The following is a 25612-nucleotide window of genomic DNA, read 5'->3' as shown; positions in this document are numbered from 1 at the left end:
GCAAAGTTCAGGGGGCTACATGTCTGAATATTTCGCGGCAATACTGCGGAACTGCTCCTGCATGGCCAAAAAGGCGTCCACCACTTCGGGGTCAAACTGGGTGCTGCGTCCTTCCACAATAATGCGCATGGCTGTTTCGTGCGGCATGGCGGGTTTGTAGACGCGCTTGCTGCGCAGGGCGTCGTACACGTCGGCCACGCTCATAAGGCGGGCGGAGAGCGGAATGTCCTTGCCTGCAATGCCGCGGGGGTAGCCCTTGCCGTCCCAGCGTTCGTGGTGGCAGTAGGCAATGTCGCTTGCGATGCGGAGAAAGGAATTTTCCCCCAGAAACTTGTCCGCCGAGGCCAGCACTGCGCGCCCGAGCGTGGTGTGTTCCTTCATGGCCTCGTATTCCTCATCGGTGAGGGGGCCGGGCTTGTGCAGCACTGTGTCTGCAATGGCGACCTTGCCCACATCATGCAGCGGTGCAGAAAGGTAGAGCCACGAAATGGCATCGGCATCCAGTTCGTCCCTGTACTCTGGCAGTTGCGAAATATAGACGGCCAGCGCCTTCACGTAGTTCTGCGTGCGTTTGATGTGCGCGCCGGTTTCCGTATCGCGCCATTCCGCAAGGCTTGCCATGGCGTGAATGGTGGCTTCCTGCGTGAGGGCAAGCTGGCGTGTGCGGGCAAGCACCAGATCGTTCAGATGGTCGCGGTAGAGTTTGAACTTGAGCTGGTTGGCTACGCGGTTGCGCACCAGCGAGGAGCGGAAAGGTTTGGTTATGTAATCCTGCGCGCCCAGCGAGAGGCCCTTGGCCTCATCGGTTTCTTCATTCTGCGCCGTAATGAACATAACCGGGATGTCGCGTGTCTGCGCATCGCTGCGCAGGCGCTTGCATACTTCGTACCCGTCCATGCCGGGCATGATGACGTCAAGCAGGATCAGGTCTGGAGGGGGCTGCCGCAGGGCCAGACGCAAGGCGTCTGTACCGTTTTTGGCAAACATGATTGTGTATTTGTCGCGCAGGCATTCACTGAGAATGCGCAGGTTTTCAGGCGCGTCATCCACAAGCAGGATGATGTTGCGCCTGTGTACCTGGGATGGATCGGCGGTTTCTTCTGCCCAGTTCATGACTTGCCCCGTGTGAGCACGGGCAGGCGGGCGGCTAGATGTTCGCCCATGCGGCGTACCATGCGGCTTTCTGCCGCTGTGAGCACGTCATAGGTTTTGCCCGCCACAGGCTCTGCATCGGCATAAATTCCCCGGGCGATGACTTCATCGTGGCGATTTTTCAGTGTCCAGCGCGCCTCAAGCACGGCCTTGGAGTCGAAATTGCCGTCCAGTCTCTGCAAATCCACAAGCAGCACATAGTCGGCGCGGGTGTCGTCGCCCGGCGCAAGCACGTTCAGCCCCACGGCCAGCAAGGGCGGGGTCAGCACTTCCTGCACCACGCGGCGCACGCCATGCCCAACGGGCTCCGCCCAGGCGTGAAATTGCGAAACAACAAGCTCTGTTTCGCCGTTCACACGGCTGACAATGCTGTTGCGGTCAAGATAATCCGGCACGGTAACCTGCGCCACACGCAGGTTTTTGGTGGGCAGCGTGTCGGCCTTGACCGGGTCAAGGGCGCTTTCAAGCAGATAATAGCGCGTGGGGGTGCTGCGCGCGCAGCCGCTCAAAAGTGTGAGCAGCACCAGCGAAAGAAGAAGGATTTTGCGTTGCATCAGCGTGTTCCTTGCTTGCCCCGCAGCAGAGCTTCGGGATTACGTTCAAGCATTTCGGCCAGGGCGCGCATGGAGCGCATGGTATCGGTGCTCTCTTTGAGAAGGCGGCGCAGATCGTTCATGGTGGGCGAATCACGCCCCAGAATGCCCTGGGCCGAAGCTGTGACCACACGCAACTGATCTGCCGCAACCGCCATGCTCTGCATGGCTTCGCGGAAGGAAACCAGCGTGGCTGGCAGTTCCTTTTCAACTGAGACGCTGGCCGTGCTCAGGCTTTTGAGAACCTGTTCCGTATTGGTGCGTATGGCGCCCTCGTGCAAAATGCTGTGGGCTTCCTGAAAGGTGTTGGTGAATGCCGTAAGCGCCTTGCCCAGCTTGTCGTCGCTGAGGCCGAGGGCAAGGTTTTGCAGCACGGCGCTGAAAGAATTTACCATCTGCTCCAGTGGCATCTGCGAGAGCGTGCTTTGCAGCGTATCAATGGGTGAAGGAATGGTGGGGATTTCCATATCCGGCGTAGCGGAGCGGAAGTTGGCCGCCGTTGCGGGATAAAAATCAAGCTCCACGCGGTATTGCCCGGTGATAAGGCTTTGCAGTTGCAGCCGCCCGCGCAGGCCGCGCTGCACCATGCGGCGTATGATTTCCTGCTGGAAAGATTCGGAGGGCGCGGCAGCGCCGCTGGCGCGTACAAAGCTGCGTTCGTCAATGCGGATATAGACGGGGATGGTCACGTTGGAATCGCGCGCGTTGGCAACCAGATTGATGCGCGTGACGCTGCCCATGGGCACGCCCCTGAACACAACCGGCGCGCCCGTGGAGAGCCCGCTGACAGAGCCATCAAAGTACATCACGTATTCAAGATCATTGCTGAAAAGGCGGCCACCGCCGAGCAGCATGATGCCAAGCACCAGTAGGGCCAGGCCCCCCAGCACAAAAGCGCCGACAGTTGTTTTGTATGACTGCGAGTTCATCGGGATTGTTCCTTGTGCGAAGTTGCAGCGCGCGAAGTTGCCGCTGGGGCGTTTTCGCCTGCGTCCTCATTCTGGTCGCGCCTGCCGCCTCTGGTCAGAAAGAGCTTTGCGCTTTGGTCTGTATTGGGATCTTTCACCAACTCGCTGGGATTACCGCTGGCAGTGACCGTTCTGCTCTGCGCATCCAGAAAGATGCTGTTTCTGGCTATGGTGAAGATACTCGGCAACTCGTGAGAAACAATGACAAACGTTGTACCCAGGCTGTCGCGCAGCTCCAGTATCAGGTCGTCCAGCAGCCGGGAGCTGACAGGGTCAAGCCCTGCGGAAGGCTCGTCCAGAAAGAGAATCTGCGGATCAAGCGCCAGCGCCCGGGCAAGCCCCGCGCGTTTGCGCATGCCGCCGCTGATCTCCGAGGGATAATAATCCTCAAATCCTGCCAGACCCGCAAGAGCCAGTTTGAGCGAAGCCTGTTCCCTGATTTCATCATCGGTGAGGTCAGTATACTGTTGCAGGGGCAGCCCCACATTTTCCGCCAGCGTCATGGAACTCCACAGCGCGCCGCCCTGAAAGAGCACGCCTGTGTTGCGCATGATGCGGCTGCGGCTTTCTTCCGTGCCAGCCCAGAAATCTTCGCCGTTATAGCATATCTGTCCTTGCTGCGGCTCCTTGAGGCCCATGAGCACGCGCAAGAGTGTACTTTTGCCGCAGCCGGAACCGCCCATGACCATGAAAATATCGCCCACGCGCACGTCAAACGACACATTGCGCATGAGCACAAAGGAACCGAAGGCCACCGTAAGATCACGTACCCTGATGCGCACGTCTTCATCCGGCACGGCAGAGGCCGGGCAGGACGGAGCAGCGCTGGTCGCGTCCGTATTTGGCAGGATAATGGAGGGCTGGTCGGCGTCAGGCATGTTACACCTCCAGCACGTTGCAGATAACGGTGATGATGGCGGTAGCCACAATAATGCCCACAATGGCCTGCACCACTGCCGTGGTGGTGGCCTGGCCCACAGCCTGGGCGCTGCGTCCGCAACGTATGCCCTGATAGCACCCTGCCACGGCCACAATGGCCCCAAAAACCGTGCCGTACACAAGGCCGATAATCATATGCTTGAAGGGCACCATCTGTATGGTAGCGTTGATGTATTCCATCGGGTTCAGGCGCAACATGGTGGTGCCCACCAGAAAACCGCCGATAACGCCCATGAGGTCGGCATACAGGGTCAGCAGGGGGATCATGGCCATGAGGGCCAGCACGCGCGGCAGCACAAGAAAGTCGTGGGGAGAAATGCCAAGGGTGGAGAGCGCGTCCACCTCTTCGTTGACCTGCATGGTGCCGATAAGGGCGGCGTAGGCAGCGCCCACCCGGCCCGCCATGACCACACCCACCATGATGGCCCCCATGACCCGCAGCATGCCGATACCCACAAGGCCCGCAACATAAATCTGCGCGCCAAACTGGGTGAGCTGCACCGCGCCCACAAAGGCCAGAATCAGGCCAAACAGCAGGCTCGTGAGCGAAATGATGGGCAATGCGGCCACGCCGCATTCGTGCATGGCGGCAAACAGGTCCATAGGGCGCATCTTGGCCCTGCCAAGAAACAGCCGCCAGATGGAAAGTACAATCTCGCCAAGAAAATTAAGAAAGTCCTCGAGCTTGGGCCGCAGAGCCAGCACGCATTCGCCCACGCGGGTCACAAAGCCCGCATCGGTTTTGCTGCGTTCGGAGCCTGCCTTGGCAGGAACAGCAAAGGCCAGTTTGATAAGGCGCTCAAGGCCTTCGGGCAGTTCCGTATGCACCGGCAGATCACGGGCGCGCGCCGCCTTGACCATCTGCACCAGAAAAACCAGCAGGGTGCTGTCCCACTGTCCAAGGGCGGCGCTTTCAAGGCACACCTCGCGGATGCGCTGGTCGGCTATCTGGCTCAGGGCGGCCATGGCCTCCAGAGGCCATGGTTCGTCCAAATTCCAGCGCCCGCCAACGCTCACGCGCAGCAGCGGCCCCTGAACAGATACGGTCACTTGCGGACTTGTTTCCATCACTATACTATACGCGTAGCACAACATCTTCGCAAGCGTCCTGGCCTGCGAACCGTTTTGAAATCTTTTTGAAACCCCAAACCACCGGGCTGTCATGTCGCTGAAACAACGCCTCAATCTTTCTGCCGAGCCTGTCTTTCTTATGGACGGCTCTGCCTTTATATATCGCGGTTTTTTTGCCAACAAGAACATGCAGCGCTCCGACGGCTTTCCCACCAACGCGCTGGTGGTGGTAACGCGTGTATTGCTGCGCATCCTGCGTGATGAGCGGCCCGCCCATTTTCTCTTCGTCAAGGATGGCAAGGGCAAGAACTTCCGTCACGATCTGTACCCGCTGTACAAGGCCAACCGTGACGCTACCCCCGAAGATCTGGTGCGGCAGATGGATCCCATCGTGCGCATGGTCAAAGCTCTTGGCATTCCAGTCGAGATTTCTGACGGCTGCGAGGCTGACGACTGCATTGCCTCGCTGGCGGCGCGTTTCTCCGCCCAGCGGCCCGTGATTATTGTGAGCGGCGATAAAGACCTCAAGCAGTGCCTCGGCCCCAACGTGTACATGTGGGACCCTGCATCCAAGGAAGAAAAGCTGCTTTCTGCCGCAGATTTTACGGCAGAAAGCGGCCTCAGGCCCGACCAGTGGGCCGATGTGCAGGCCCTTGTGGGCGACACGAGCGATAATATCCCCGGCGTACCGGGCATTGGCCCCAAGACGGCGCAGAAAATTTTTGAAATATGCCCGACGCTTGAAGACATACGCGATCATTTTGCTCTGCTTGGGCCCAAGATTCAGGACAAGCTGCGTGACCACCTTGAAAATATGTTTTTGTGGCGGCAGCTCACGTCCCTTTCGCTGGATGTGTGCACCGGGCTGACCATTGACGACATGACCGTCAATCCGCTGAATGAAGCCCTGTGCGCCAGCATGGCGGACGAATTTGAACTGCACGCCCTGCGCCGCGACATGGCAACTCTGGCTCGTTTGCAGCGCAGCGCCCCCACAGGTTCGGCAGTGTCTCCGTTCCCGGCCCCTTCTGTCATTACATCTGAGGGGGCAGCATCAAATGCTGGCTCAAATACTGGTGCGGATGCTGGCGCTCCCCGCTCCGCTGCCCAGGGTTCGCTGATGGCTGCCGCCGAAAAATCTTCTTCAAAGCCCCGCCCCGCAGCTGGGGCTGGCCCGCAGATGAGCCTGCTGGATGTGGCCGATGAACCCGAGGCTCCGCTGCTGAGCGAAGTAGGGCAGTTGCCCCCCTGCGCAGGGCTGGAGGCCGCAATCATCTGGCCCGGTGGTATGGGCAAGCCGCCCCACGTGGCGGTGGCTGGCGGTGATGATTTTCGCTGGGGCGGCAGTGTGGAAGACCTCTGCACGTGGCTTGCCGGGGCGCAAAGGCTGGTTACGTCTGACCTCAAGGCCCAGCTGATTGCCGCCGCGTGCTGGCGCAAGCTGCCGTCCGAGGCCAATCCTCCGTTCTTCTTTGATCTTGGCCTTGCCGCCTACCTCATTAATCCCGAGGAAAGCGATTATGGCTGGCCCCGTCTGGCTGTGCGCTGGGGCATACCCCTGCGCGAAGGGCAGGGCGGCAATGGCCCTGCCAGCATGGCCCAGCGCATGGCCGCTTCCATGGAGCAACGGCTGGAGGCTGACGGCCTGCTCGAGCTGTATCGCACGCTTGAACTGCCGCTCACGCCCGTGCTGGCCCAGATGGAGGCGCGCGGGGTCGCCATTGACGCAGCGGCCTTTCAGTCCTTTCTTTCAGATGTGCAGGGCGAGATCGACAGGCTCACGCAGGAGGTTTTTACCGCAGCGGGAACCACGTTCAACATCCGCTCGGCCCAGCAGCTTGGCGAGGTATTGTTCAACACGCTCAAGCTGCCCTCGCCGCGCAAAACCCGTGGCGGGCAGGCATCCACCAATCAGGAAACGCTGGAAAAACTAGCCGGGCAGCATCCCGTGGTGGAGAGCATCCTCCAGTTCCGCAAACTGGAAAAAATGCGCTCCACCTATCTGGACCCCCTGCCGCGTCTTGTGGACCCGCGCGGGCGCATCCATACGACCTTTAACCAGAAGGCCACGGCCACGGGGCGGCTTTCGTCCAGCAATCCCAATCTTCAGAACATCCCCGTGCGCGGGCCGCTGGGCAAGCGCATGCGCTCGTGCTTTATCGCCGGGCCCGATCATGCCCTTGTTTCCGCCGACTATTCGCAGGTTGAACTGCGCGTACTGGCCCACATGTCACAGGATACTGCCCTGATTGAGGCCTTCCGCAACGGCGAGGACATCCACGCCCGCACGGCTGCGCTGGTGTATGATCTGCCGTCCAGCGAGGTCAGCCCCGACCAGCGGCGCAACGCCAAGACCATCAACTTTGGTCTTATTTACGGCATGGGCGCGCAAAAGCTGGCTCAGGAACTGAAAATCACGACCAACGAGGCCAAGGAATTCATTGCCCGCTATTTTGAGCGGCTTACAGGCCTGAAGCAGTTTTATGAAGAGGTGGAGGCTGTTGCCAAGCGGCAGGGCTATGTGACCACCCTTGGTGGTCGGCGGCGCTTGTTGCCCGATATCCATTCCGCCAACGGGCAGAACTACGCGCTGGCGCGGCGACAGGCTATCAATACCGTGATTCAGGGGTCAGCGGCGGATATCATCAAGCTTGCCATGCTGGCTGTGGCCCATGATGCGGAGTTGAAGCGTCTGGATGCCCGGTTGCTTTTGCAGGTGCATGACGAGCTTTTGCTGGAAGTACCCACGGAGGCTGCGGCTGCTGCGGGTGAACGGGTGGCGGCGCTTATGGGCGGGGTTATGCCGGGCGGCGTGGCTTTGTCTGTGCCGCTGGTTGTGGATTGGGGGCAGGGGCGTGATTGGGGCTCCGCCCACTAGGGCGCAAGCGTCTTTTGTCCTCAGGCTGCGTCAGACTGCGGCGGCTTTTTCGGTCGAGTGCCAAAAGCACACTCCCTCAAAGCCGCCTTGTCTTCCTTGCCTGAGAACAAAATCCATCTTGCGCCAGGAATGAACCCCTCCATGCAAATGGTTGCCTTGCGGTTTGGGGTGAGCCTGTCAGGCTGATTTACGCAAACCCGACTTTTGTGGCTTGAATGCGTCAGCGCCGGGATTTTGATGCTCACGTACTTGAGTACGCTGCGCTCAAAATCCCGGCGCTTTCTTTTCAGCCCGCAAAACGCGTATTTTGCAAATTAGCCCAACACCAGCCATCGCCTCCGCTTTCGCTCCGGCGAGTATAAGGAAGGCGACTCCGCGACCAGCTCCTGATGGCGAAATTTTATTAATACGGAAGTTGTCGGCCCACTTATGAGCGAATTGAATTCAACATTAGTGCAGGCAAAGTAGCAAAAGGTTATGCCTAGTATTGCAATTTGGAGTTTTTTGAACGCCTCGCAATGATGAAAAGTCCTGAAGCGACAGAAATGGCAGCGAAGCAATTACCTAAAGTACTAACTGTATCAAAGGTATTTGGCTGAAGCGGACTTCCGCTCGAAGCGAAAGCGTACTCTGGCATTTACGCGGCGCAGAGGGAGATCGCCTGAGCGAGCGGAGCGAGGGAAGGAAGCTCCCGCAGCGTAAGCCGCGTGCCCTCGCCGTTTTGCGTAAGTTGAAAGTTTTCTTGGGGGCGCTTCGGGGGGGGATGCAAGGGGGCAAAAGGGGCGCAGCCCCGACGGAGTGTTGGCAACGTCAACACGACCGGAAATCAGGAGTAGGTCGCGGCTTTGCCGCGCCGTAAGCGACAGATTTTCGTGCCTTACCGCCCGGCGGCGTAGACGCCGATGGCGGCCCAAAGCCCGTAAAACGGGATTTGGCATCAGGATGAAGGGGGCGCAGCCCCTAACAGGCCCCCTTTGCCCCGCGCCGGGGAGGCGCATAACCTTCGCCGAAAGGCGAAACCAAGTGCCCGCAGGGCAGCAAACCAAATCATTGTGGCCAGAGGGCGAAACCCCGTGCCCGAAGGCGGCAAAATCCAGTTATCTGCCAGCCGCGCAGCGGCGAAAAACAACACTCCCACCTTTCAAATACGCTTCCAACCCGCCGGGCAACTGAAACCGCGTATTCCCCCGCCCCTTGGCAAGGGCATCATCCAAAGCCAGCAGGGTGCGTGCCCTTGCCTGACCGTGAATCTGCCCCGAGCTGTCAGAATCCTCACCACCACACCCCACCGCAGGGCGGCACAAAAAACGCACAGCCCGCACATACAGGCGCAAGCGGGCCGCAGGGTGCAGACTTGCCAGCAACTTTGCGGGCAATGTCAGGCTGGGGCCTTCAGCAATATTTTTCTTTGCTGAAAGCTCCGCTTCACTCCCCCCCACAATCCACGGATGCTCAGCCAGAGCCGCATCCAACGCGGTATTCCAGTAATCCTCATCCATGCGCGCCATTTGCCAGAGATCGTGCAGGGTGCGGTCAAGGGATGGGTTCTCTTCGCGCAGCAGGGGCAGCACATCCAGCCGCAGCCTGTTGCGCTTGTATTGGCGGCTCTGGTTGCTGGCATCCTCGCGCCAGTCAATGCCGCATTCGACCAGCAAAGCTCTCAGCGATTGCGCGTCCGTTGCCAGCAGCGGGCGGAGCAGATGGCGCTCGTCATCGCGGGCGGCCATGCCGCCAAGGGCGGGCCAGCCTGTGCCGCGCGTGAGGCGCAGCAATACGTCCTCGCTCACATCGCCTGCGTGGTGCCCCAGGGCGATAAAGTCGGCCCTCACGGCAACGCGTTCCTGCTCAAGCAGGGCATAGCGCAAGCGCCGGGCGGCATCTTCAATGCCAAAGCCGCTGTTTTCGGCAAGCTTGCGCACATCGGCTTGCCGCACTGTGCAGGGGATGTTCAGAATATTGCATAACTGGAGTGTAAATACAGCGTCTTGCGCAGATTCTTTCCGCAAGCCGTGGTCAACGCTCAAGGCGTGGACGCTCAGCCCCAGCCGTGGGGCCAGCAGGCGTAGTACAAAGGCCAGCGCCGTGGAATCGGCTCCGCCAGAGAGGGCCAGCAACAGCCGCGAACCTTTTGCAAGCCCAAGCTGCGTCAGGCAGAAGCGCTCCACCTCAAGGCAAAGACGGGCCGTAGCGGGCGGGATGTTTTGCAGCGTAGGCGCAGATTTGATCATGGCATGCCTGCGGCAAGGATGTATGGGCAGAAGATCGGCCCTGAGAGATTTGAGCCTGCGAGGCTGGAATAACTAGCGTTGAAAGGACTTTTGGGAGCAGCAGGCGCCGCCCCCAAAAAGCCATGTCGAAAAACAGCGCCTAGGCCGGATTGATGCCCAGTTCAACCAGCAGGTTCTCAAGCCATACGATCATGCGGTCGCGCAGTTCGGGCGAGGCATAGTGCACACATTCGCAGCGCATGCGGCCACGCGCGCGCACCAGCAGTTCAAGGCGCACAAAATTTTCTTCAATTTCAAGGCCCATAACGTGGGGGCCGCAGCTTTCTTCATGCTCCTGCTGCACAGGCGAGAGCATGTCGGCGGGAACGGGCAGCCAGAATAGGCCGTCCATACCCGAGGTAAGCTCCATCTCGGTGAGGGTGGCACTCAGTTTTGCGGTATCTTCTTCTGTAATGTCGTCAATTCCGTACCAGCGCATCAGTGTTCCTCCGAATAAGGGCAGCCAGTTTTATCCAGATTGAAAATACGGCGCGCAATGCTGATGCGCGGGCCGTTGCCCTCCTGGGACATGCTGCCGCGCTTGAGAAACATGATGGGATCATGGTTGAGCTTGCGCACCAGCGCACCCACCAGAGCCTCAAGGGCATCGCGGGTTTCATCGTTTACCGGGCCGAGCCTTTTGAGGGTCTTGGCCAGTTCTTCCTGCCCCATGCGTTCGCCGCGCTGGATGAGGTCAACGATGGTGGGCTGCACGTCGAGGCTTGAAAGCCAGCGGGAGAACAGCAGCACTTCCTCATTGACGATATCGGCGGCCTTGGCGGCTTCGTCACGGCGGGTGGCGAGGTTTTCTTCCACCACTTCCTTGAGATCGTCAATGTCGTACAGATAGACGTTGTCGAGGCCGTTGACGTCCGGGTCGATGTCGCGCGGCACGGCAATGTCGATAAAGAACATGGGCCTGTTTTTGCGGGCCTTGAGCACGGCGCGAATGTCGCGCGCGCGGATGATGGGTTCCTGCGAGCCGGTGGAGGTGATGATGATGTCCACCTCGGTCAGGTGCTCTGCCATGTCTTCAAAGGGGATAGCCCGGCCTTTGAACTGCTTTGCCAGCTCCTGCCCGCGTTCAAGAGTGCGGTTGGCAACCAGAATTTCATCAATGCCCGACTGCAAAAGGTGCATGGCGGCAAGTTCGGCCATTTCACCCGCGCCCACCAGCATGGCCTTGTGGGTCTTCATGTCGCCAAAAATGCGTTTGGCAAGTTCCACGGCGGCATAGCTGATGGAAACCGCGCTGGAGGCCACCGCAGTTTCTGTGCGTACCCTTTTTGCTACGGAAAAAGCCTTGTGCACCAGCCTGTTAAGTATGACGCCCGTGGCGTGGCATTTGACGGCCTTGCGGTAGGCGGTTTTGAGCTGGCCCAGAATCTGCGGTTCGCCCAGCACCATGGAATCAAGGCTGGACGCCACAGAAAACAGATGGCGCACCGCTTCCAGATTTTTGTGCACGTAGACGTAGGGCTTGAGCTCCTCGGGCTTTGCGCCACGCGCAACGGCCCAGTTTTCAAGCACCTGTCCGGCCACGTCGCCGTTGCCGGCGGCCAGCAGCTCCACGCGGTTGCAGGTGGAAAGGATCACACTTTCGCTCACCGCGCCAACACACGGCACGGCCCAATGCTCTTCATCGCAGTGGTTGACCAGGGCAAAGCGTTCGCGCACGTCCACGCTGGCAGTGCGATGATTCAGGCCGACAAGAAAGATATCACAGTCCATGATGATAGCCCGGTCAGCGCCGGATGAATGCGTGGTGTGTTTCCATGAAGGTATTCACCACAATGATTGAAAAGAGGCAGAGAATAAATACAAAAACAGCCAGTTGCGCAGGCTTGCGGCCCTTCCAGCCCTTGGTGAGGCGGTTGTGGAAAAGCACGGAGTAGAACAGCCAGATCACAATGCTGATAACTTCCTTGGGGTCGCCCGTCACCGTGCCGCCAAATACCGGCTTGGCCCAGATAAGCCCGGAAACGATGCCCAGAGTGTACATGGGAAAGCCGATCATGGTCGTGATGGCGTTGATTTTATCAAGCATGGAGAGGGCGGGCATGTCGAGCCAAAAGCCCTTCATGGTCAGCTTGCTCTTGATGCGCCCCTCCATGAACAGAAACAGCGCCCCGGCGGCAAAGGCCAGCGCCAGCAGGGCAAGGCTCAAAAAGAGCGAACCGATGTGCAGGGCGTAAAACGAGGTGTTGAGAGAGGGCGGAACCTGCACCACTGAGGCCAGATACGGGGCCGACATGGCAAAGAGCATAAGCCCGAGCGGCGTGGCGAATACCAGCGGAATCTCCTGCCGCAGCTTGGCCCAGGCGGCAATGCCGCAGAGCACCACAAACCAGGCCATGAGCTGAAAGTACGCGCCAGCGCTCAGGCCGCCGGGCAGGGCCTTGTGAAAGCCCAGAAAGAGCATGAGCGTCTGACAGGCAAAGCCCGCCAGCGCCACGCTACAGCCTATCTTGCGCCACAGGGCGCTGCGCGCGGCAACGCCCGCAAGCCCTGCAACACTGGCGGAGCCATAGAGCAGCAGGGTTACGGCGGTGGAAAATTCAGGGGAGATCATGGAGCAACTCCGCTATATTGGCGTGCAGTGCGGGCGGAAGCGCCGCCTGCAAATAACGCGTACAGTTTTCATGGTCGTGTTCTTCCAGCCACTGTTGCAGAGGTGATTCTGCCAGCTTGCGGAACAATCCGGTATTCTGCCCTGTATCGTGCCCCAAGGCAAGAACCAGAGGCCGCAGCCGACCCATCAGGGTTGCCATGCGCGAACGCGGTTCAAGCCAGTGCTCAAGTTCGCCCTTCCAGCGGCGGGCCAGCGCGGGGCTTGCCCCGCCAGTGGAAAGCGCCGCCGCAAGCGGGGTGCTTCGGGCCACGGCAGGCACCTGAAAACAGCCTTCATCCGGATTGCTCGCGCTGTTGCACAAAATACCCGCAGCGGCGCACAGGGCGGCAATGCGGCTGTTTTCCGCAGCGCTGCCCGTGGCGGCAAATACCAGCCCGCAGCCATTGAGGTCGGCAGCCTCGCAGGCGCGGCGTTCAAAGCGTACCCTTGAGTCGCGCAGCAGTTCCGCTGCTTCCGGTGCAGGTCCGGCAAGGTCGAGCACCAGCACGGATGCCGGATTGCAGGCCAGCAGGCCGGAAAGTTTGCGTTGCCCCACCTGACCAAGGCCGACCACCAGGCAGCGGATGCCCGAAAGCGAGATAAATATGGGGTAGAGCGGGGCGGAGGGCTGTTGTGCGCGCATGTGTGATCCAGATGGTGAAAGAAGCTTGAAGGTGAGCATACAGCAGCGCGAAATATTTTGCAAAGGGCCAGCGCGTTGCCGTCTTTGCGCAGCTTCAATTGTTGCGCCCCACATTGCTTGCCTCGGTGGGCAGATTGCCTTAGATTGTGGGCAATTGGCAGTTTTACGCATGTTTCGGCCATTAACTGACTACTGCCAGCAACAACCATACGGAACGACATGCCCAAATTTTTGGTCATACAAGCGGCACGCTTTGGCGATCTGGTGCAGACCAAGCGCCTGTTGTTGAGCCTGGCCTTGCGCGGCGAGGTTCATCTCGCCGTGGATGCCAGTCTGGTTCCGCTGGCCAGGGTGCTCTATCCCTTTGCCGAGCTGCACGCCCTGTCGGTGCACGGCAGGCCCGAGGCAGAGGCGCTGGCGCGCAACACCGCTGTGCTGGACCGTTGGCTGGGCTTGCCCTTTGAAGCCGTGTACAACTGCAATTTTTCCGGCACTACTGCGGCATTGTGCCGAGTTTTTGAGGCAGAGCAGGTTCAGGGGTATCGACCCGAGGCCGGAGGAATTTCGCGCTCGCCCTGGGCGCGGCTTGGCTTCCGCCTCAGTGAGCGGCGCGCGCTGGCAACTATGAACCTTGTGGATTTTTGGGCGCATTTTGCACCAGATCCTATTGAGTCCCGCAGGGTCAACCCTGTGGCGACCCCCGGCGGGCGAGGGCTTGGCGTGGTGCTGGCAGGGCGGGAATCTCGCCGCTCGTTGCCCGTGCCCGTGCTGGCCGAGGTTGTGCGCACGGCCTTTGGGGCATTGGGCGGCCCGCGCATTCTGTTGCTGGGTTCAAGGGCGGAGCAGCCCGCTGCCCGTCAGCTCATGCGGCAGTTGCCCGGCAAGATGCTCGACAGGGTGGATGATTGCAGCGGCAAAACAGACTGGCCCTCCCTTGTGGACGCCGTAGACGAGCTGGACGCGCTGATCACGCCGGATACGGGCATCATGCACCTTGGCGCGCACCTTGGCGTGCCTGTGCTTGGTTTTTTCCTTTCTTCGGCCTGGCTGCACGAAACCGGGCCATACGGCGAGGGCCATCATGTGTGGCAGACGGCGCGCACCTGCGGGCCGTGCCTTGAAACAGCCCCTTGCCCCTACGATGTGGCCTGTGGCCGGCCCTTGGCGCAGGTGGAACTTTTGCGTTCCGTTGCCGCCGTACTTGCCCGCCTAAAATCGGGCGCGCCCTTTGCCGCCGCACAGGCGGAATCGTGGCCGCCCTTGCCAGCGGATTTGCAGTTGTGGCGCACGGGCATGGACGCCTTGGGCACGTTGCCTTACCTGCTCGCGGGCAGTGACCCGCATGCACGGGAACGCGGGTATGTGCGCGATTTTCTGGCTGCGCGCCTGCATCTGTCCATGACGGACGAAAGCGCCGTCCTTGCCCCGCAAGCGCCGAATCTTGACGAATGGCTTTACAACGATGCGGACTGGATGTTGCCGCCAGGGAGATACTGCTGATGCCCGTCGCTCCTCTGCGAATTCTTGTGGTGCTGCCCATGTACGGCGGTTCGCTGCCCATCGGCCGTTACTGTGCCAGCGCTCTCAGCGGGCTGGGGCACAGCGTGCGCGTGTTTGAGGCTCCCTTGCTGCATCCGGCCTTTACCGGGCTGCGCGGCCTTGGACTGGCCCCGACGCAGACTGCCCAACTGGAAAATTCTTTTTTGCAGGTGGTTTCGCAGGCCGTGTGGGCGCAGGTGCAGGCGCAGGAGCCGCATCTGGTGCTGGCCCTGGCGCAGGCTCCCATAGGGCGCAGCCTGTTGCAGCGTTTGCACAGGTCGGGCGTGCGCACGGCCATGTGGTTTGTGGAAGACCACGAGGTTTTTGATTACTGGAAGGCCTACGCGCCACTGTACGATGTTTTTGCCGTTATCCAGAAAGAGCCTTTTTTATCCATGCTCTCGGGCATCGGGCAAAGCAACGCCCTGTATCTGCCGCTGGCGGCCCAGCCGGATTTTCACAAGCCTCTGGAACTGACCGAGCAGGAAAAGCGCGAATACGGGGCCGATATCGGCTTTCTTGGCGCGGGTTACCCCAACCGTCGGCTGGCTTTTCGTCAGCTTGTGGGGCGTGATTTTAAAATCTGGGGGTCGGATTGGGACGGCGAGAGCCTGCTTGCGCCCCACGTGCAGCGCGGCGGCGCGCGCATTGATGCGGATGAGAGCGTCAAAATCTACAATGCCACGCGCGTCAACCTGAATCTGCACTCGAGCCTTGGCACTGCGGAGCTTGTGAGCAAGGGTGATTTTGTCAATCCGCGCACTTTTGAACTGGCATGCATGGGGGCCTTTCAGCTTGTGGACAGGCGGGCGCTCATGCCCGAGCTGTTCGCGCAGGATGAACTGGCAACCTTTGGCACGCTGGAAGAATTTTACGCGGGCATTGAGTATTTTCTGGCCCATCCTGACGAGCGCCATGCCTTTGCGGCCCGCGCACGGGAGCGGGTGCTGCGCGATCATACGTATGAGCAGCGCATGGCCGCCCTGCTTGGTTTTGTGGAGCAGCGCCTTGGCCCATGGCCGCTGGAAATGGAGTCTTCCGGCGGTATGCCGCCCGATGTTGAGGCCGTGCTTTCGCCAGAGATTCGCAGGGACATGGCGGCGATGTTGCAGGGGCTTGGCCTTGGCCCCAATGCCGGATTTGACGATGTCATCAATGCCTTGCGCGCCCGTAGCGGCGTATTGACGGAAACCGAGGCTGCCCTGCTGTTTCTGGATGAATGGCGCAGGCAGTACGGCAAAAAATAATACACTGATATTGCTGAAAAATCCTTTGCGCACCACGCCCTTTTTTGCCAGTAGCGCGCATACGAAAAACCCCGCCGTGGAGGCGGGGTTTTTACGTCATATCCATGCGGCAATCTGCCCTTATTGCACAATATCGGCCATGGACGGGGGCAAGGTGATTTCCGTCATGTTGAGGTAGAAGGGCAGCATGATGGCAACCGCCAACACAAGTGCAGCCAGCAAGGTGATCTTGTGGCGCATGGGGGTGGCGCTGCGGGCCACGAATGTCCAGAGCAGGGCCGGAACAAGCCAGAGCAGCAGCTCTGCGCTTTCCATAATGGCGTCAGTGGCGGTAAAGGTGTCGTTTTGCCAGGCGTTCTGAACGTCAAACACCGAGGATGCCAGCAGAACAACCCAGAAAACAGCCCAGGCGTTGCGCGCCCATGTGGCGCACCAGGGGAGCATGGTATTGTAGTGGTCGCGGCCAAAGTCGTCATATTTGCGGCGCAGCACAAGCCAGAAAGCGCCCATGCCGCCAGCCACGGCCAGCATCAGGGGCAGCGACCAGAAAAGGGCGCACCAGAAGGGTGTGCCAAAACCGGGAACATAAATATGCCCCAGGGTCAGCATGTCCGCATCGGGGCGGGCCAGCGCCGTGATCAGGCGGGCCGCAGCTAGGGACGCCACGGTGGCGATGATGCCCTGAATGCCGCTGACCACGCCCATGCCCACATGCAGCATGGGCAGCTTAAGCAAGAATTTCCACAAGGCGAAATACATGCTGTTGATAAGCACGGCCAGCCCGAGCATGATCCAGCTCATTTCAACCATGAAGTCGGAGATGGAGTCGGGCGTATAGGAGCTTTGCGTAAAGAAAAGCCAGACCCTGCCACAGATGAGCAGCGTCCAGCCAAGCAGCAATGAGAGCAAGGCCAGCTGGCGCGCGCACTTTTCATAAGAAGCGCGCTTGCGCGTAACTGCCAGCGCCCGTGCGGCGGCAGACATGAAACCCAGGCCCGCAAAGGCCAGCAGGGCCGCGAGCGGCAGGGCAATGCTCAGGGCGTCAAGGCCCATGCGCGCCATGGGAAAGGACTGTCCAAGATGCCGCAACGCGTCCATCCAAGTTGTCAGGGCCGCTGCCATTTCCTGGAAAAAATTCATCTGGCTTCGCCTCCGGTCTGGCTTGATGCCGGATAGGAACTGTTCATGCGGATTATTGCCGTCCTTCGCCTGCCGTGTTTCGGGTAATCCCCTGTGTACGTGCGGATGAAGGCAAAATCCCGTTTTGCAACCGGGGAGCAAGGCACATCAACAGGCCGTGAAACAGCCCTATGGATGTTGCGACGCTTCGGTTGTCCTTATCTGTTATGCTGTACGAGCGTGAGCAAGCCTGTTCTTGCCTGAAAAACGCTGCCGCTGCAAGAGTTCTTGAAATATGGCCGGGGTTGAGGCACAAGAAAGGTTGGCAGGTTGATGGGCTTGTGCGTTTGCAGTTCTGGCAGCTATAGCAGCCGGGCAAGCGGCAAGGCAGGGCCGAATTTTTTTTGATGGGCGTCTGTTGCGGGCTTTTGATGCATTGAGCGATATTTCAACGCAAGAATGCTCTTGTGCTGGAGACCGGGATGAAAACACTGATTGTTGTGCCGTTGGCCTGCGTTGCGCTGGTTGCCGGGTGCGCTTCTTCTGACAAAATGCGTCAGGTGGAATCGACCAGCGAAACCAACCAGAAGCTGCTGCGCGAGACCGACCAGCGGTTGCGCACGCTGGAGCATAGCGTAAACACACTTGATACTCAGGTTGCCCAGCTCAATAACAGGGTTTACGAAGTGCGCACCCGTGGCGGACAAAAAACCGGCATGACAGTGGTGCCCATTATTCCGCCGCAGCCCCATAAAAGCGCCGTGGTTGCGTCTGCCCAGCCGGAAAGCGCCCAGCTTACCGCGCACGGCCCGGTTGCAACTAGCTCCGAGCATCCCGCAAGCCAGCCCCCAGTGAATCCTGCGAATACGGCATCGACAAATTCCGCAACGCCCAACGCCCGCGCCATTGATCCTGCCGCCACAATCAGGCCCATTCCCGCTGCCACCCCGCGTGAGGCAGCCAAGGTCGAAGCCGAGGCAATGCCCAAAACTCCTGCGGCAAAGACTACTGCTCCGCAAAGCCCAGCAGAAAAGCCGCAAGCCGCCGCCAAGGGCGCGACGGGTTCTGCGTCTGCTTCATCCACTGCGTCTTTCGCTCTGCCGCCCGAGTCGGCGTCTCCTCCTGCGGCATCCGCTGCCGGGAAAGGGGCGGTTCAGCCCATGCTGCCGCCCGTTGCCGCAGCCGGGGGCAATCCTGATGTTCCCGTGCCTTCCGTGCCGGTCTCTGATCTTGCTCTGCCGCCCGAGCATCCGGGGTTGGGCCTGCCGCCCCTGCCTGGTGATGCCGCCGCCAAGAACGGCGCAAAGGGCAAGGCTGCCAAAGCCGCTGCCGCACCTGCATCTGCTCCTGCCCCAACACCTGCTCCGGCGGCAAGCGCTGCCGCCACGCCTGCTGTTACGGCGCAAGCCCAGCCCGCAGCCTTGCCCAAGAGCGGCAAGGGCGAGGAGGCCGCATACAAGGCTGCCTTGCAGCCTGCCATGTCTGGCCGGGCCGCAGACAGCATTGGCCGCTTTCAGACCTTTTTGCAGGAATATCCTCAGGGCCGCTTTGCCGCCAATGCGGAATACTGGATTGGCGAGGGCTACTACGCCCAGGGGAAATACAAGGATGCGCTGGCGCAGTTTGAAAAGGTCAACAGCCAGTGGCCGCGCCATCATAAAAACGCCGATGCCCTGCTGAAAACCGGCATGACCTTGAGCCGTATGGGTGACAAGGAAGGCGCCGCACAGGCCTACAAAAAGCTGCTGTCGCAGTTTCCCAACTCTGAAGCGGCGGGGCTTGCCCGGTCGCGAGGTCTGGCCCGGTAAAATGGGTTTTGCAGCGGCCTTGGGCCATACAGCGGTGGCGGCATGAGCCAGCCGTGTAAAACTCTGGCTGTAATGGACGAGGCCGCCCGCAAGGAATACTGGGCCAGCCTTGCCCTGCGGCATTGTCGTGGGCTGGGCGCGCGTTCTGCCGCACGTCTGGCGCGGCACTTTGGCTCGGCCTACGCCGCCGTGCAGGCGCGCGAACTCTGGCATGAGGCGGGCGTCAACAAGGGGCAGGCTGCCGAACTGGCTACGGGTTCGTGGCGTGTCACTGCCAGGGAAGAATGGGATCGCGCCCGCGATCTTGCCGCGTCCATAGTTCTGTGGACAGACCCTGAATATCCTGTGCTGCTGCGCCCGGTTATTGACGCGCCCCTGCTGCTCTATTGCCGGGGTGATCTTTCCCTGCTGCAATCGCCGGGCTTTGCGGTGGTTGGCTCGCGCAAGGCCACCAAACATGGCAGGTCTGTGGCCGAATACATGGCGCGCTGCCTTTCGGCCTGCGGCATTGCCATTATTTCCGGCATGGCGCTGGGCATAGACAGGGTTGCCCATGAGGCCGCCCTTGCGCGCATTGGGCGCAGCATCGGCGTATTGGGAACGGGTATTGATATGCTCTATCCTATTGGCAACATGACTGTTTTTGAAGAAATGGAGCGCCGGGGCCTGCTGATCTCTGAATTTGCGCCCGGTACGTTGCCACATGCGGGCAATTTCCCCATCCGCAACCGCATCATCAGCGGGCTTTCGCTGGGCGTGCTGGTGGTGGAGGCCGCCCAGCGTTCGGGCAGCCTTATCACGGCGCAGCTGGCGCTGGAGCAAAACCGCGAAGTGTACGCCGTGCCCGGGCCTGCACTGGATGCCCATTGCCTTGGATGTCAGGATTTGGTGCGTCAGGGCGCGCATGCCGTATTCAGCGCCGAGGATGTGTTGCGCGATCTGGCGGAGCAGTTGCGGCCCTTTGGCATCAGCGAGGGCAGTGTCCCCGGTGAAGAGGAAGGCCTGCTGGAGGATGTGCCCGCGCCGGAATCATCCAAGGCGGAAGGCGCGCTAAAGGCATCAGAATCCAGTGCCGCAGGCCGGGACGCGACGGCGGGGAAACCCGGCAGGGCCAAGGCCAATGGGCAGGATGCCCCAACCGGGGAGCATGCCAGCGAAAACGTATCCATTATAGATGATGCCAGCAGCAAGGCGGGCACCGTGCAGCCCCTCAACGCGGGCGAGCGCGCAGCTGCGGAAAACGTCGCTGCCGCTGATGGCAACGCTGGCCTGCTTGCGTATCTGCGCCAGCACGGCCCCACCCATGCAGATGTTCTGGCTGATGCCGCAGGGCTGAGCGCTGCGGCGGCCAATGCCGCTCTTGTGGGGCTTGAGATGCTGGGCAAGGTGCGCCGTTTGCCCGGCGCGCGCTATGAGGTGACGGCATGAGCAGGGCACAGGGCGGGCAAAAAGGCCCGGTCGGCGCGCCCGCCAGCCCAAAGGCCGGGAGCGGTGCTGCTGCCAAAACGACAGCGCGCAAAAAAACTGCGGGCAAGCAAACGCAAGGCTCGTTGACCGAGGCAGCCACGCCAAACACGCAGGAACAGGCCGCTGGCGGGCAACGCAAACCCGGCCCCGACCGGACAAAGCTCTTTGTTGATGCCTTTCTGGCCTGGATGGAAGTGCAGAAGGGCGCTTCGCCCGCCACTCTCAAAGCCTACGGCAGCGACCTTGCGCAACTCATCGAATTTCTGCGCGGGCAGGATGCTGACCTCGGAAGGCCCGAAACCGTCACCCGGCGTCACGTGCAGGCCTATCTGGCCTGGCTGTTCCGTCAGGGCGAGGCCAAAAGCTCCATGGCCAGAAAACTGGCGGCTGTGCGTTCATTCTTTCGTTTTCAACAGCGCAAGGGTGTGGTAACAGAAAATGTGGCCGCGCAGGTGCGCAATCCCCGGCAGGAAAAACGCCACCCCCGCGCTCTGAATGTGGACGAAACCTTTGCCTTGCTGGATGCGGAGCATGGGCAGGCCGGAGCAGAGAGCGCCGAATCCGCGCGCCTGCTGTGTCGCGATCTTGCCTTGGCGGAACTGCTCTACGGTTCTGGCCTGCGAATTTCAGAGGCGCTTGGCCTCAATATTGATGATGTGCAGCTTTCATCGCGCGTGTTGCGCGTTATGGGCAAAGGCTCGCGGGAACGGCTTGCACCGCTTTCCGACACATCGTGCGAGAGCCTCAGGGCATGGCTTGACGAGCGTCCGCTCCTGGCCCTGCCCGAAGAGCAGGCCCTGTTTGTGGGTTCGCGCGGTTCGCGCCTGAACCGCAGGGAGGCCGCGCGCATTGTGGAGCGCCTGTGCCGCCGGGCCGGGCTGGACTTTACAGTGTCGCCGCACAGCCTGCGCCATTCGTTTGCCACGCACCTGCTTTCGGCAGGGGCCGACCTGCGCAGTGTGCAGGAGCTGCTGGGGCACCGCAGATTGACCACCACACAGCGCTACACGCAGGTAAGCCTTGAGCATTTGATGGAAGCCTATGACAAGGCCCATCCCAAGGCGACGAAAAAATAAAAAAATCACTAAGTTAAAAATATTGTTTATTTTCAGATAGATGTGTTTTGTGGGGTAGAGTGTCCACTAATCTGTTTCGGGTTTTTTTGTGCGAAGACCTTGGCATGGACAGGACTTTGTGCTAAAGAGAACAAAGCGGTCGCACTGAACCGCATACCCGAACAATACCGGAAGGAGAGACTGTCATGTCCGCATTAGTTATTGGTCACATGAATCCTGATACCGACAGCATCATTTCTGCCATTGCCGCCGCCGACCTGTACAGCAAGCGCGGTCTGGACGTTACCCCTGCCGCTCAGGGCGCGCCCACTCCTGAAACCGAATTCGTGCTCAAGAAGTTCGGTCTCACCGCTCCCCAGGTTGTTGCCGACGTGGCTGGCAAGAATCTGTACTTGGTGGACTATTCCGATCTGGCTCAGGCCCCCAAGGGAATGGATTCCGCCTGTGTGCTCGGTATCGCTGATCACCACAAGCTTGGTGATGTGACCACCTCCGCGCCCCTGGAAGCCTGGATCTGGCCCGTGGGCTGCACCTGCACCGTGCTGAAGAACATGTTTGACTTCTACGGCGTGGAAATTTCCAAGGGCATCGCTGGCGGCATGCTGTGCGCCATCCTCTCCGATACCGTTATCTTCAAGTCCCCCACCTGCACCCCCGCCGACAAGAAGGCCGTTGAAGAACTGGCCAAGATCGCGGGCGTGAGCGACGTGATGGCTCTGGGCATGGAAATGTTCAAGGTCAAGAGCGCCGTTGAAGGCACCTCCATGAAGGACCTGGTCTTCCGTGACTACAAGGACTTCGACATGGGCGGTAAGAAAGTTGGCATCGGCCAGCTCGAAGTGGTCGACCTTTCCATCCTGGAACCCGTCAAGGCTGGCCTTCAGGCCGAAATCGCCCGCGTGAAGGGCGAAGGCCGTCACAGCGTGTTCCTGCTGCTCACCGACATCATGAAGGAAGGCTCTGAAATGCTGATCGTTTCTGACGATCCTTCCGTGGTGGAAAAAGCTTTTGGCGTGAAGGCCGAAGGCGAATCCGTGTGGCTGCCCGGCGTGATGAGCCGCAAAAAGCAGGTCGTGCCCAACTTTGAAAAGGCTTTCAAATAAGCTTTAGCTTAGCTTGAAATGTTTTGCCCCGCCGGGGCAGGGAAGCAGGTTCTTGCGAACCGAACCCCTGCCCCGGCGGGGTTCTTTATTGTGCGGCAGCCCTTGGCGTTCTTTTGAGCGGCAGAGGCTGCCTTCGTTGGGTGAGGCAGCGTCATAATCGTGCCGTGTAGGCAGGCGATTTGTGCGGTTGCGGCGGGCTGCCCAACAGTGGCTCCCTTGCGCACGCAGTTCCGTTTTTGCAGATCGTTATCCTCGCGCGAGGTCAGGCAAGAATGCGTAAGACGCGGCAAATTCGGGGGGGGGGGACTCGGGACAGGCAGTTGACCCCAGCGCATTCATGTTACTGTGCAAATTCAGGTGAAGGGCTGGACGATGCTGCTTGCGCTCGGACGCAAAAAAGGCTGCCAGTTCTGTGTGAACCGACAGCCTTTGTTTTTTATACTACAGTGGTTGGCGAGTGTGTGGCCTACAGGCTGCGCTCTTCCAGACCTTCGCCGCTCTTTTGCTTGGCCTTGTTGGGCGGGGTGGTGACAGGCTGCAAGCCGGGCACCACGTCATGCACTTCTGTAGGCGGCAAGAGCGGATCGGCGGCATCGCGCTGAATAACCTTGCTGTCGCGCACATACAGCGTGCAGGAAAGGCCAAAGCACTCGTATACCGCAGCAACGGTGCCTTTGAGTTTTTCCTGATCATTGAGCGGCGGCGGGACCAGCACATAATAAATGCGGGTGCGCCCACCCCTCTTGGGTTCCACAAAGCAGGAAACTATCCATTCATCCTGTCCGTCCCCGTTCCAGTCCGCAATGCCGACCATATTGACTTTAAGCTTCTGCGTGGCATGATTGATGCTGAAACCGTTGGGGAAACGCTGCACGCGGCTGTCGGGCAGGATGGTGGCGGAAAATGTTTCGCCAAGATACACATCGTGCGCCGTATCATTTTGCAGCATAAATGAGGGCGAAAGGCGGGTGAAAAGTATGTCGCCGTAGTCTTTCAAGCCCTTGAAAGACATGGGGGCCGTGTAGGAGCCGTCCTTGTCCAGCAGGTCACGGGCCTGGAGTTCCTTGGGCATGTTATGCGCCATTTTCATGAATTCGTCTTTTTCCACCACAACTACAGGGCGGGTGGTACCGCAGCCAGCAAGCAGACAGCCCAGGCAAAGCAGGGCGCAGATTCGCGATAAGACCATGATATGTGTCGACTCCCCTGGCGGAGATTTGACGGCAAAAAGCCGCTTCTCCGTGAATGCAGCTTTTGTAAGCGTCTGCGAGCGGCTTGTAAAGAGCATTGCAGGCAATGTGGTACGGTATCTGCATGTTTTTATGATAATGTCATGAAAATGCTCCAACCCCACAGGACACGACATGCCCGAACCAATATACTTGCAAATGCCCGAACCAAGACTGAAAAAGCACGGCCGTATGTTTTTGCGCCTGCTGCCCCTGTGGGTGATGGGCTGTCTGGTTGCCGCCGGGTGGTGGTGGATTGAATCTGGCCGCGTAACAAGCACCTGGGCCATGCTCGATGGCATGGTGTACGCGGTTTCGTCCGAATTCCCCGCCAAAGTTGAATCCGTAGCTGTTCGCGAGGGCGACCGCGTCAAAAAAGGGCAGGTGCTGGCCCGGCTGGACGCCAAAGCATACGCTGGCCGTGTGGGCGAGGCCGGGCGCGAAGCTGCCGCTCTGCGCGTTATGGCTGGCCCGCCGAGCATTGAAGAAACGACAGCGCGTCTCAAGCAGGCGCAGGATTCCGAACAGGAGATGGTGCGCCGTATCGCACTGGCGCGGCACGATGAAGACCTCAAACAGAAAGCGCGCGAAGAACGCGTGGCAGAGCATGTGCGCGCCCAACTGGCCTTGCGCACACTTGATAGCCAGGGCGGTGAACGCGCCGTGGGCAGCGCGCGCTACGCAGCCGTCAAGCAGGCGGAAGCTCAGACCCGCCTTGCCAAGGAGCGGGCCATTGTGGAATTTGAACAGGTCAGCCTTGTGCGCGCTGCAATCGATCAGGAGCTTGCCCGAGTGCGCGCGGAAGCGCTGCGTTACAAACAGTTGGCCTCAAGCAACCGCTATACGCCCAAGTACGTGGCAGGCGCCCTGGGCGCTGCCATGAATGCCGTGCCGCAAAATGCTGTGGACGGCAATCTCTACGCCCCGCAAGATGGGCGCATTCTGCGCGGTATTGCCATGCCGGGGCAGTCTGTGCAACGCGGCGAACCCGTGGTCCTGCTGCTGCCCGAGGGCAAGGAAGCGCAAAAATCCTTCTGGCTGTTGGCCTTTTTTACGCAGGATGCCGCCAATGCCCTCAAGCCGGGCCAGAAATGCGCCATAACCCTGAAAAACGACACCAAGCTTGAAGGGCGCGTCTATGACAGGCTCGACCCCCAGCCCCTGCCGCCCAATGCCATCGCGGACAACAAGGATGCCAGGGAAACTGCGGCCCGCCCGGAAGTTTACGTGCCTGTGCGCATAACCATCAGCGATGGCGAGGGCAAGCAGTTTGAACCCGGCATGCTGGGGAAGTGCGAGGTTATGACAAGGGTTTTCTGGAATTAGAGGGGACGGTTGGGGGGCTTGCGGGGCGGGCGGCTAACTGAAATTTCTGAAATTTTCTGCCCTGTGGGCACAGGATTCCGTCCTCTGGCGGAGTTTAGGACGCCTGTGGGGCGCTGACGCGTTCAGTGCGTGAAAGCTTGGTTTGCGTAAATCAGCCTGACAGGCTCACCCAACCCCTCATATGTGTCCGTTGCTATCTTTTCCCCAACTTTCCTTACTTCCCGGTGTACACGGCGCCAGAGGTGGGGCTCTCCTTAACCACGATTTTTGAAAGCCCCTTGATCTGGGAATTCAGCTTGCCCCAGAGCCAGATGGCGATATTTTCGCTGGTGGGATTTTCAAGCCCTTCAATATCATTCAGATACGTGTGATCCAGATGGTCAACATACGACTTCGCAATCGATTTAATGTCGCCAAAATCAACAACCCAGCCATTGGTTTCAGACACTTCGCCCTGCACATAAACTTCAACAACAAAAGTATGCCCATGCAGATTGCCGCATTTGTGGCCTGCCGGAACAGCGGGCAACCGGTGCGCTGCGTCAAAGGTCAAAGTAACGTAAATATCCATATGTT

The 25612-nt window shown here is 59.8% G+C and carries 21 protein-coding genes; 8 read left to right on the top strand and 13 right to left on the bottom strand.

All coding sequences use genetic code 11. From position 1 onward, the window contains the following. Positions 1–15: 15 nt before the first annotated feature. The 5 genes from JMF94_RS08145 to JMF94_RS08125 form a co-directional block, all read right to left on the bottom strand. Complete coding sequence (locus JMF94_RS08145; RefSeq protein ID WP_240824636.1) at positions 16–1113, bottom strand: HD domain-containing phosphohydrolase; 1098 nt, start codon at positions 1111–1113, stop codon at positions 16–18. Next, positions 1110–1706 (bottom strand): PqiC family protein, encoded by a 597-nt coding sequence (locus JMF94_RS08140; protein ID WP_240824635.1) that lies wholly within the window; start codon positions 1704–1706, stop codon positions 1110–1112. Before JMF94_RS08140 ends, JMF94_RS08145 begins: the two co-directional genes overlap by 4 nt. After that, positions 1706–2674 carry an MlaD family protein gene (locus tag JMF94_RS08135; RefSeq protein ID WP_240824634.1) on the bottom strand — a complete coding sequence of 323 codons (969 nt, stop codon included), beginning with the start codon at positions 2672–2674 and terminating at the stop codon, positions 1706–1708. The genes JMF94_RS08140 and JMF94_RS08135 overlap by 1 nt, the downstream gene beginning before the upstream one ends. Continuing rightward, positions 2671–3444 (bottom strand): ATP-binding cassette domain-containing protein, encoded by a 774-nt coding sequence (locus JMF94_RS08130; RefSeq protein WP_240824818.1) that lies wholly within the window; start codon positions 3442–3444, stop codon positions 2671–2673. The genes JMF94_RS08135 and JMF94_RS08130 overlap by 4 nt, the downstream gene beginning before the upstream one ends. 148 nt (positions 3445–3592) lie before the next feature. Then, positions 3593–4720 carry an ABC transporter permease gene (locus tag JMF94_RS08125; RefSeq protein WP_240824633.1) on the bottom strand — a complete coding sequence of 376 codons (1128 nt, stop codon included), beginning with the start codon at positions 4718–4720 and terminating at the stop codon, positions 3593–3595. Between the two features lie 94 nt (positions 4721–4814). Between JMF94_RS08125 and polA the strand changes: the two genes are divergently transcribed. Continuing rightward, positions 4815–7601 carry a DNA polymerase I gene (gene polA / locus JMF94_RS08120; RefSeq protein ID WP_240824632.1) on the top strand — a complete coding sequence of 929 codons (2787 nt, stop codon included), beginning with the start codon at positions 4815–4817 and terminating at the stop codon, positions 7599–7601. 1097 nt (positions 7602–8698) lie between these two features. Here polA and tilS read toward each other — a convergent pair. The 5 genes from tilS to JMF94_RS08095 form a co-directional block, all read right to left on the bottom strand. Next, positions 8699–9829: a tRNA lysidine(34) synthetase TilS gene (gene tilS / locus JMF94_RS08115; protein ID WP_240824631.1), complete on the bottom strand. Its 1131-nt coding sequence runs from the start codon at positions 9827–9829 to the stop codon at positions 8699–8701. A gap of 139 nt (positions 9830–9968) precedes the next feature. After that, positions 9969–10307 carry a hypothetical protein gene (locus tag JMF94_RS08110; protein ID WP_192111485.1) on the bottom strand — a complete coding sequence of 113 codons (339 nt, stop codon included), beginning with the start codon at positions 10305–10307 and terminating at the stop codon, positions 9969–9971. Next, the gene (gene hemA / locus JMF94_RS08105; protein WP_022658581.1) at positions 10307–11599 is read right to left on the bottom strand and encodes a glutamyl-tRNA reductase; all 1293 of its coding nucleotides are present in this window, start codon (positions 11597–11599) and stop codon (positions 10307–10309) included. Before hemA ends, JMF94_RS08110 begins: the two co-directional genes overlap by 1 nt. 13 nt (positions 11600–11612) lie before the next feature. Next, complete coding sequence (gene ccsA / locus JMF94_RS08100; protein WP_192111486.1) at positions 11613–12440, bottom strand: cytochrome c biogenesis protein CcsA; 828 nt, start codon at positions 12438–12440, stop codon at positions 11613–11615. Next, the gene (locus JMF94_RS08095) at positions 12427–13122 is read right to left on the bottom strand and encodes a bifunctional precorrin-2 dehydrogenase/sirohydrochlorin ferrochelatase (RefSeq protein WP_240824630.1); all 696 of its coding nucleotides are present in this window, start codon (positions 13120–13122) and stop codon (positions 12427–12429) included. The genes ccsA and JMF94_RS08095 overlap by 14 nt, the downstream gene beginning before the upstream one ends. A 219-nt stretch (positions 13123–13341) precedes the next feature. On the opposite strand from JMF94_RS08095, the gene JMF94_RS08090 reads away from it, so the two are divergent. Continuing rightward, positions 13342–14622, top strand: a complete 1281-nt coding sequence (locus JMF94_RS08090; protein ID WP_240824629.1) for a glycosyltransferase family 9 protein — start codon at positions 13342–13344, stop codon at positions 14620–14622. Continuing rightward, the gene (locus JMF94_RS08085; protein ID WP_240824817.1) at positions 14622–15908 is read left to right on the top strand and encodes a glycosyltransferase; all 1287 of its coding nucleotides are present in this window, start codon (positions 14622–14624) and stop codon (positions 15906–15908) included. The genes JMF94_RS08090 and JMF94_RS08085 overlap by 1 nt, the downstream gene beginning before the upstream one ends. Before the next feature lie 120 nt (positions 15909–16028). Here the strand turns inward: JMF94_RS08085 and JMF94_RS08080 are convergent, their stop codons facing one another. Then, positions 16029–17048, bottom strand: coding sequence for a hypothetical protein (locus tag JMF94_RS08080; protein WP_240824628.1), 1020 nt, complete (start codon positions 17046–17048; stop codon positions 16029–16031). Positions 17049–17509: 461 nt separating this feature from the next. Between JMF94_RS08080 and ybgF the strand changes: the two genes are divergently transcribed. The 4 genes from ybgF (at position 17510) to JMF94_RS08060 (ending at position 22481) form a co-directional block, all read left to right on the top strand. Further along, positions 17510–18835 (top strand): tol-pal system protein YbgF, encoded by a 1326-nt coding sequence (gene ybgF / locus JMF94_RS08075; RefSeq protein WP_240824627.1) that lies wholly within the window; start codon positions 17510–17512, stop codon positions 18833–18835. 42 nt (positions 18836–18877) lie between these two features. Beyond that, positions 18878–20263 carry a DNA-processing protein DprA gene (dprA, locus tag JMF94_RS08070; RefSeq protein WP_240824626.1) on the top strand — a complete coding sequence of 462 codons (1386 nt, stop codon included), beginning with the start codon at positions 18878–18880 and terminating at the stop codon, positions 20261–20263. Beyond that, positions 20260–21378, top strand: coding sequence for a tyrosine recombinase XerC (locus JMF94_RS08065; protein WP_276612865.1), 1119 nt, complete (start codon positions 20260–20262; stop codon positions 21376–21378). The genes dprA and JMF94_RS08065 overlap by 4 nt, the downstream gene beginning before the upstream one ends. A gap of 185 nt (positions 21379–21563) precedes the next feature. Beyond that, positions 21564–22481: a manganese-dependent inorganic pyrophosphatase gene (locus JMF94_RS08060; RefSeq protein ID WP_240824625.1), complete on the top strand. Its 918-nt coding sequence runs from the start codon at positions 21564–21566 to the stop codon at positions 22479–22481. Between the two features lie 466 nt (positions 22482–22947). Here the strand turns inward: JMF94_RS08060 and JMF94_RS08055 are convergent, their stop codons facing one another. Continuing rightward, entirely contained in the window at positions 22948–23670 is a 723-nt protein-coding gene (locus tag JMF94_RS08055; RefSeq protein ID WP_192111493.1) for a hypothetical protein, read from the bottom strand. A 175-nt stretch (positions 23671–23845) separates the two neighbouring features. Here JMF94_RS08055 and JMF94_RS08050 point away from each other — a divergent pair, with 175 nt between their 5' ends. After that, on the top strand, positions 23846–25036 hold the full coding sequence (locus tag JMF94_RS08050; RefSeq protein ID WP_240824624.1) for a biotin/lipoyl-binding protein: 1191 nt from the start codon (positions 23846–23848) through the stop codon (positions 25034–25036). Between the two features lie 214 nt (positions 25037–25250). Here JMF94_RS08050 and queD read toward each other — a convergent pair whose 3' ends face one another. Next, positions 25251–25607: a 6-carboxytetrahydropterin synthase QueD gene (queD, locus tag JMF94_RS08045; protein WP_240824623.1), complete on the bottom strand. Its 357-nt coding sequence runs from the start codon at positions 25605–25607 to the stop codon at positions 25251–25253. Positions 25608–25612 lie beyond the last annotated feature (5 nt).

The organism is Desulfovibrio sp. UIB00 (assembly GCF_022508225.1).
Lineage (GTDB): Bacteria > Desulfobacterota > Desulfovibrionia > Desulfovibrionales > Desulfovibrionaceae > Desulfovibrio.
The sequence above is the reverse complement of the archived record's forward strand: the minus strand, read 5'-3'. Positions and strand labels throughout refer to the sequence as shown.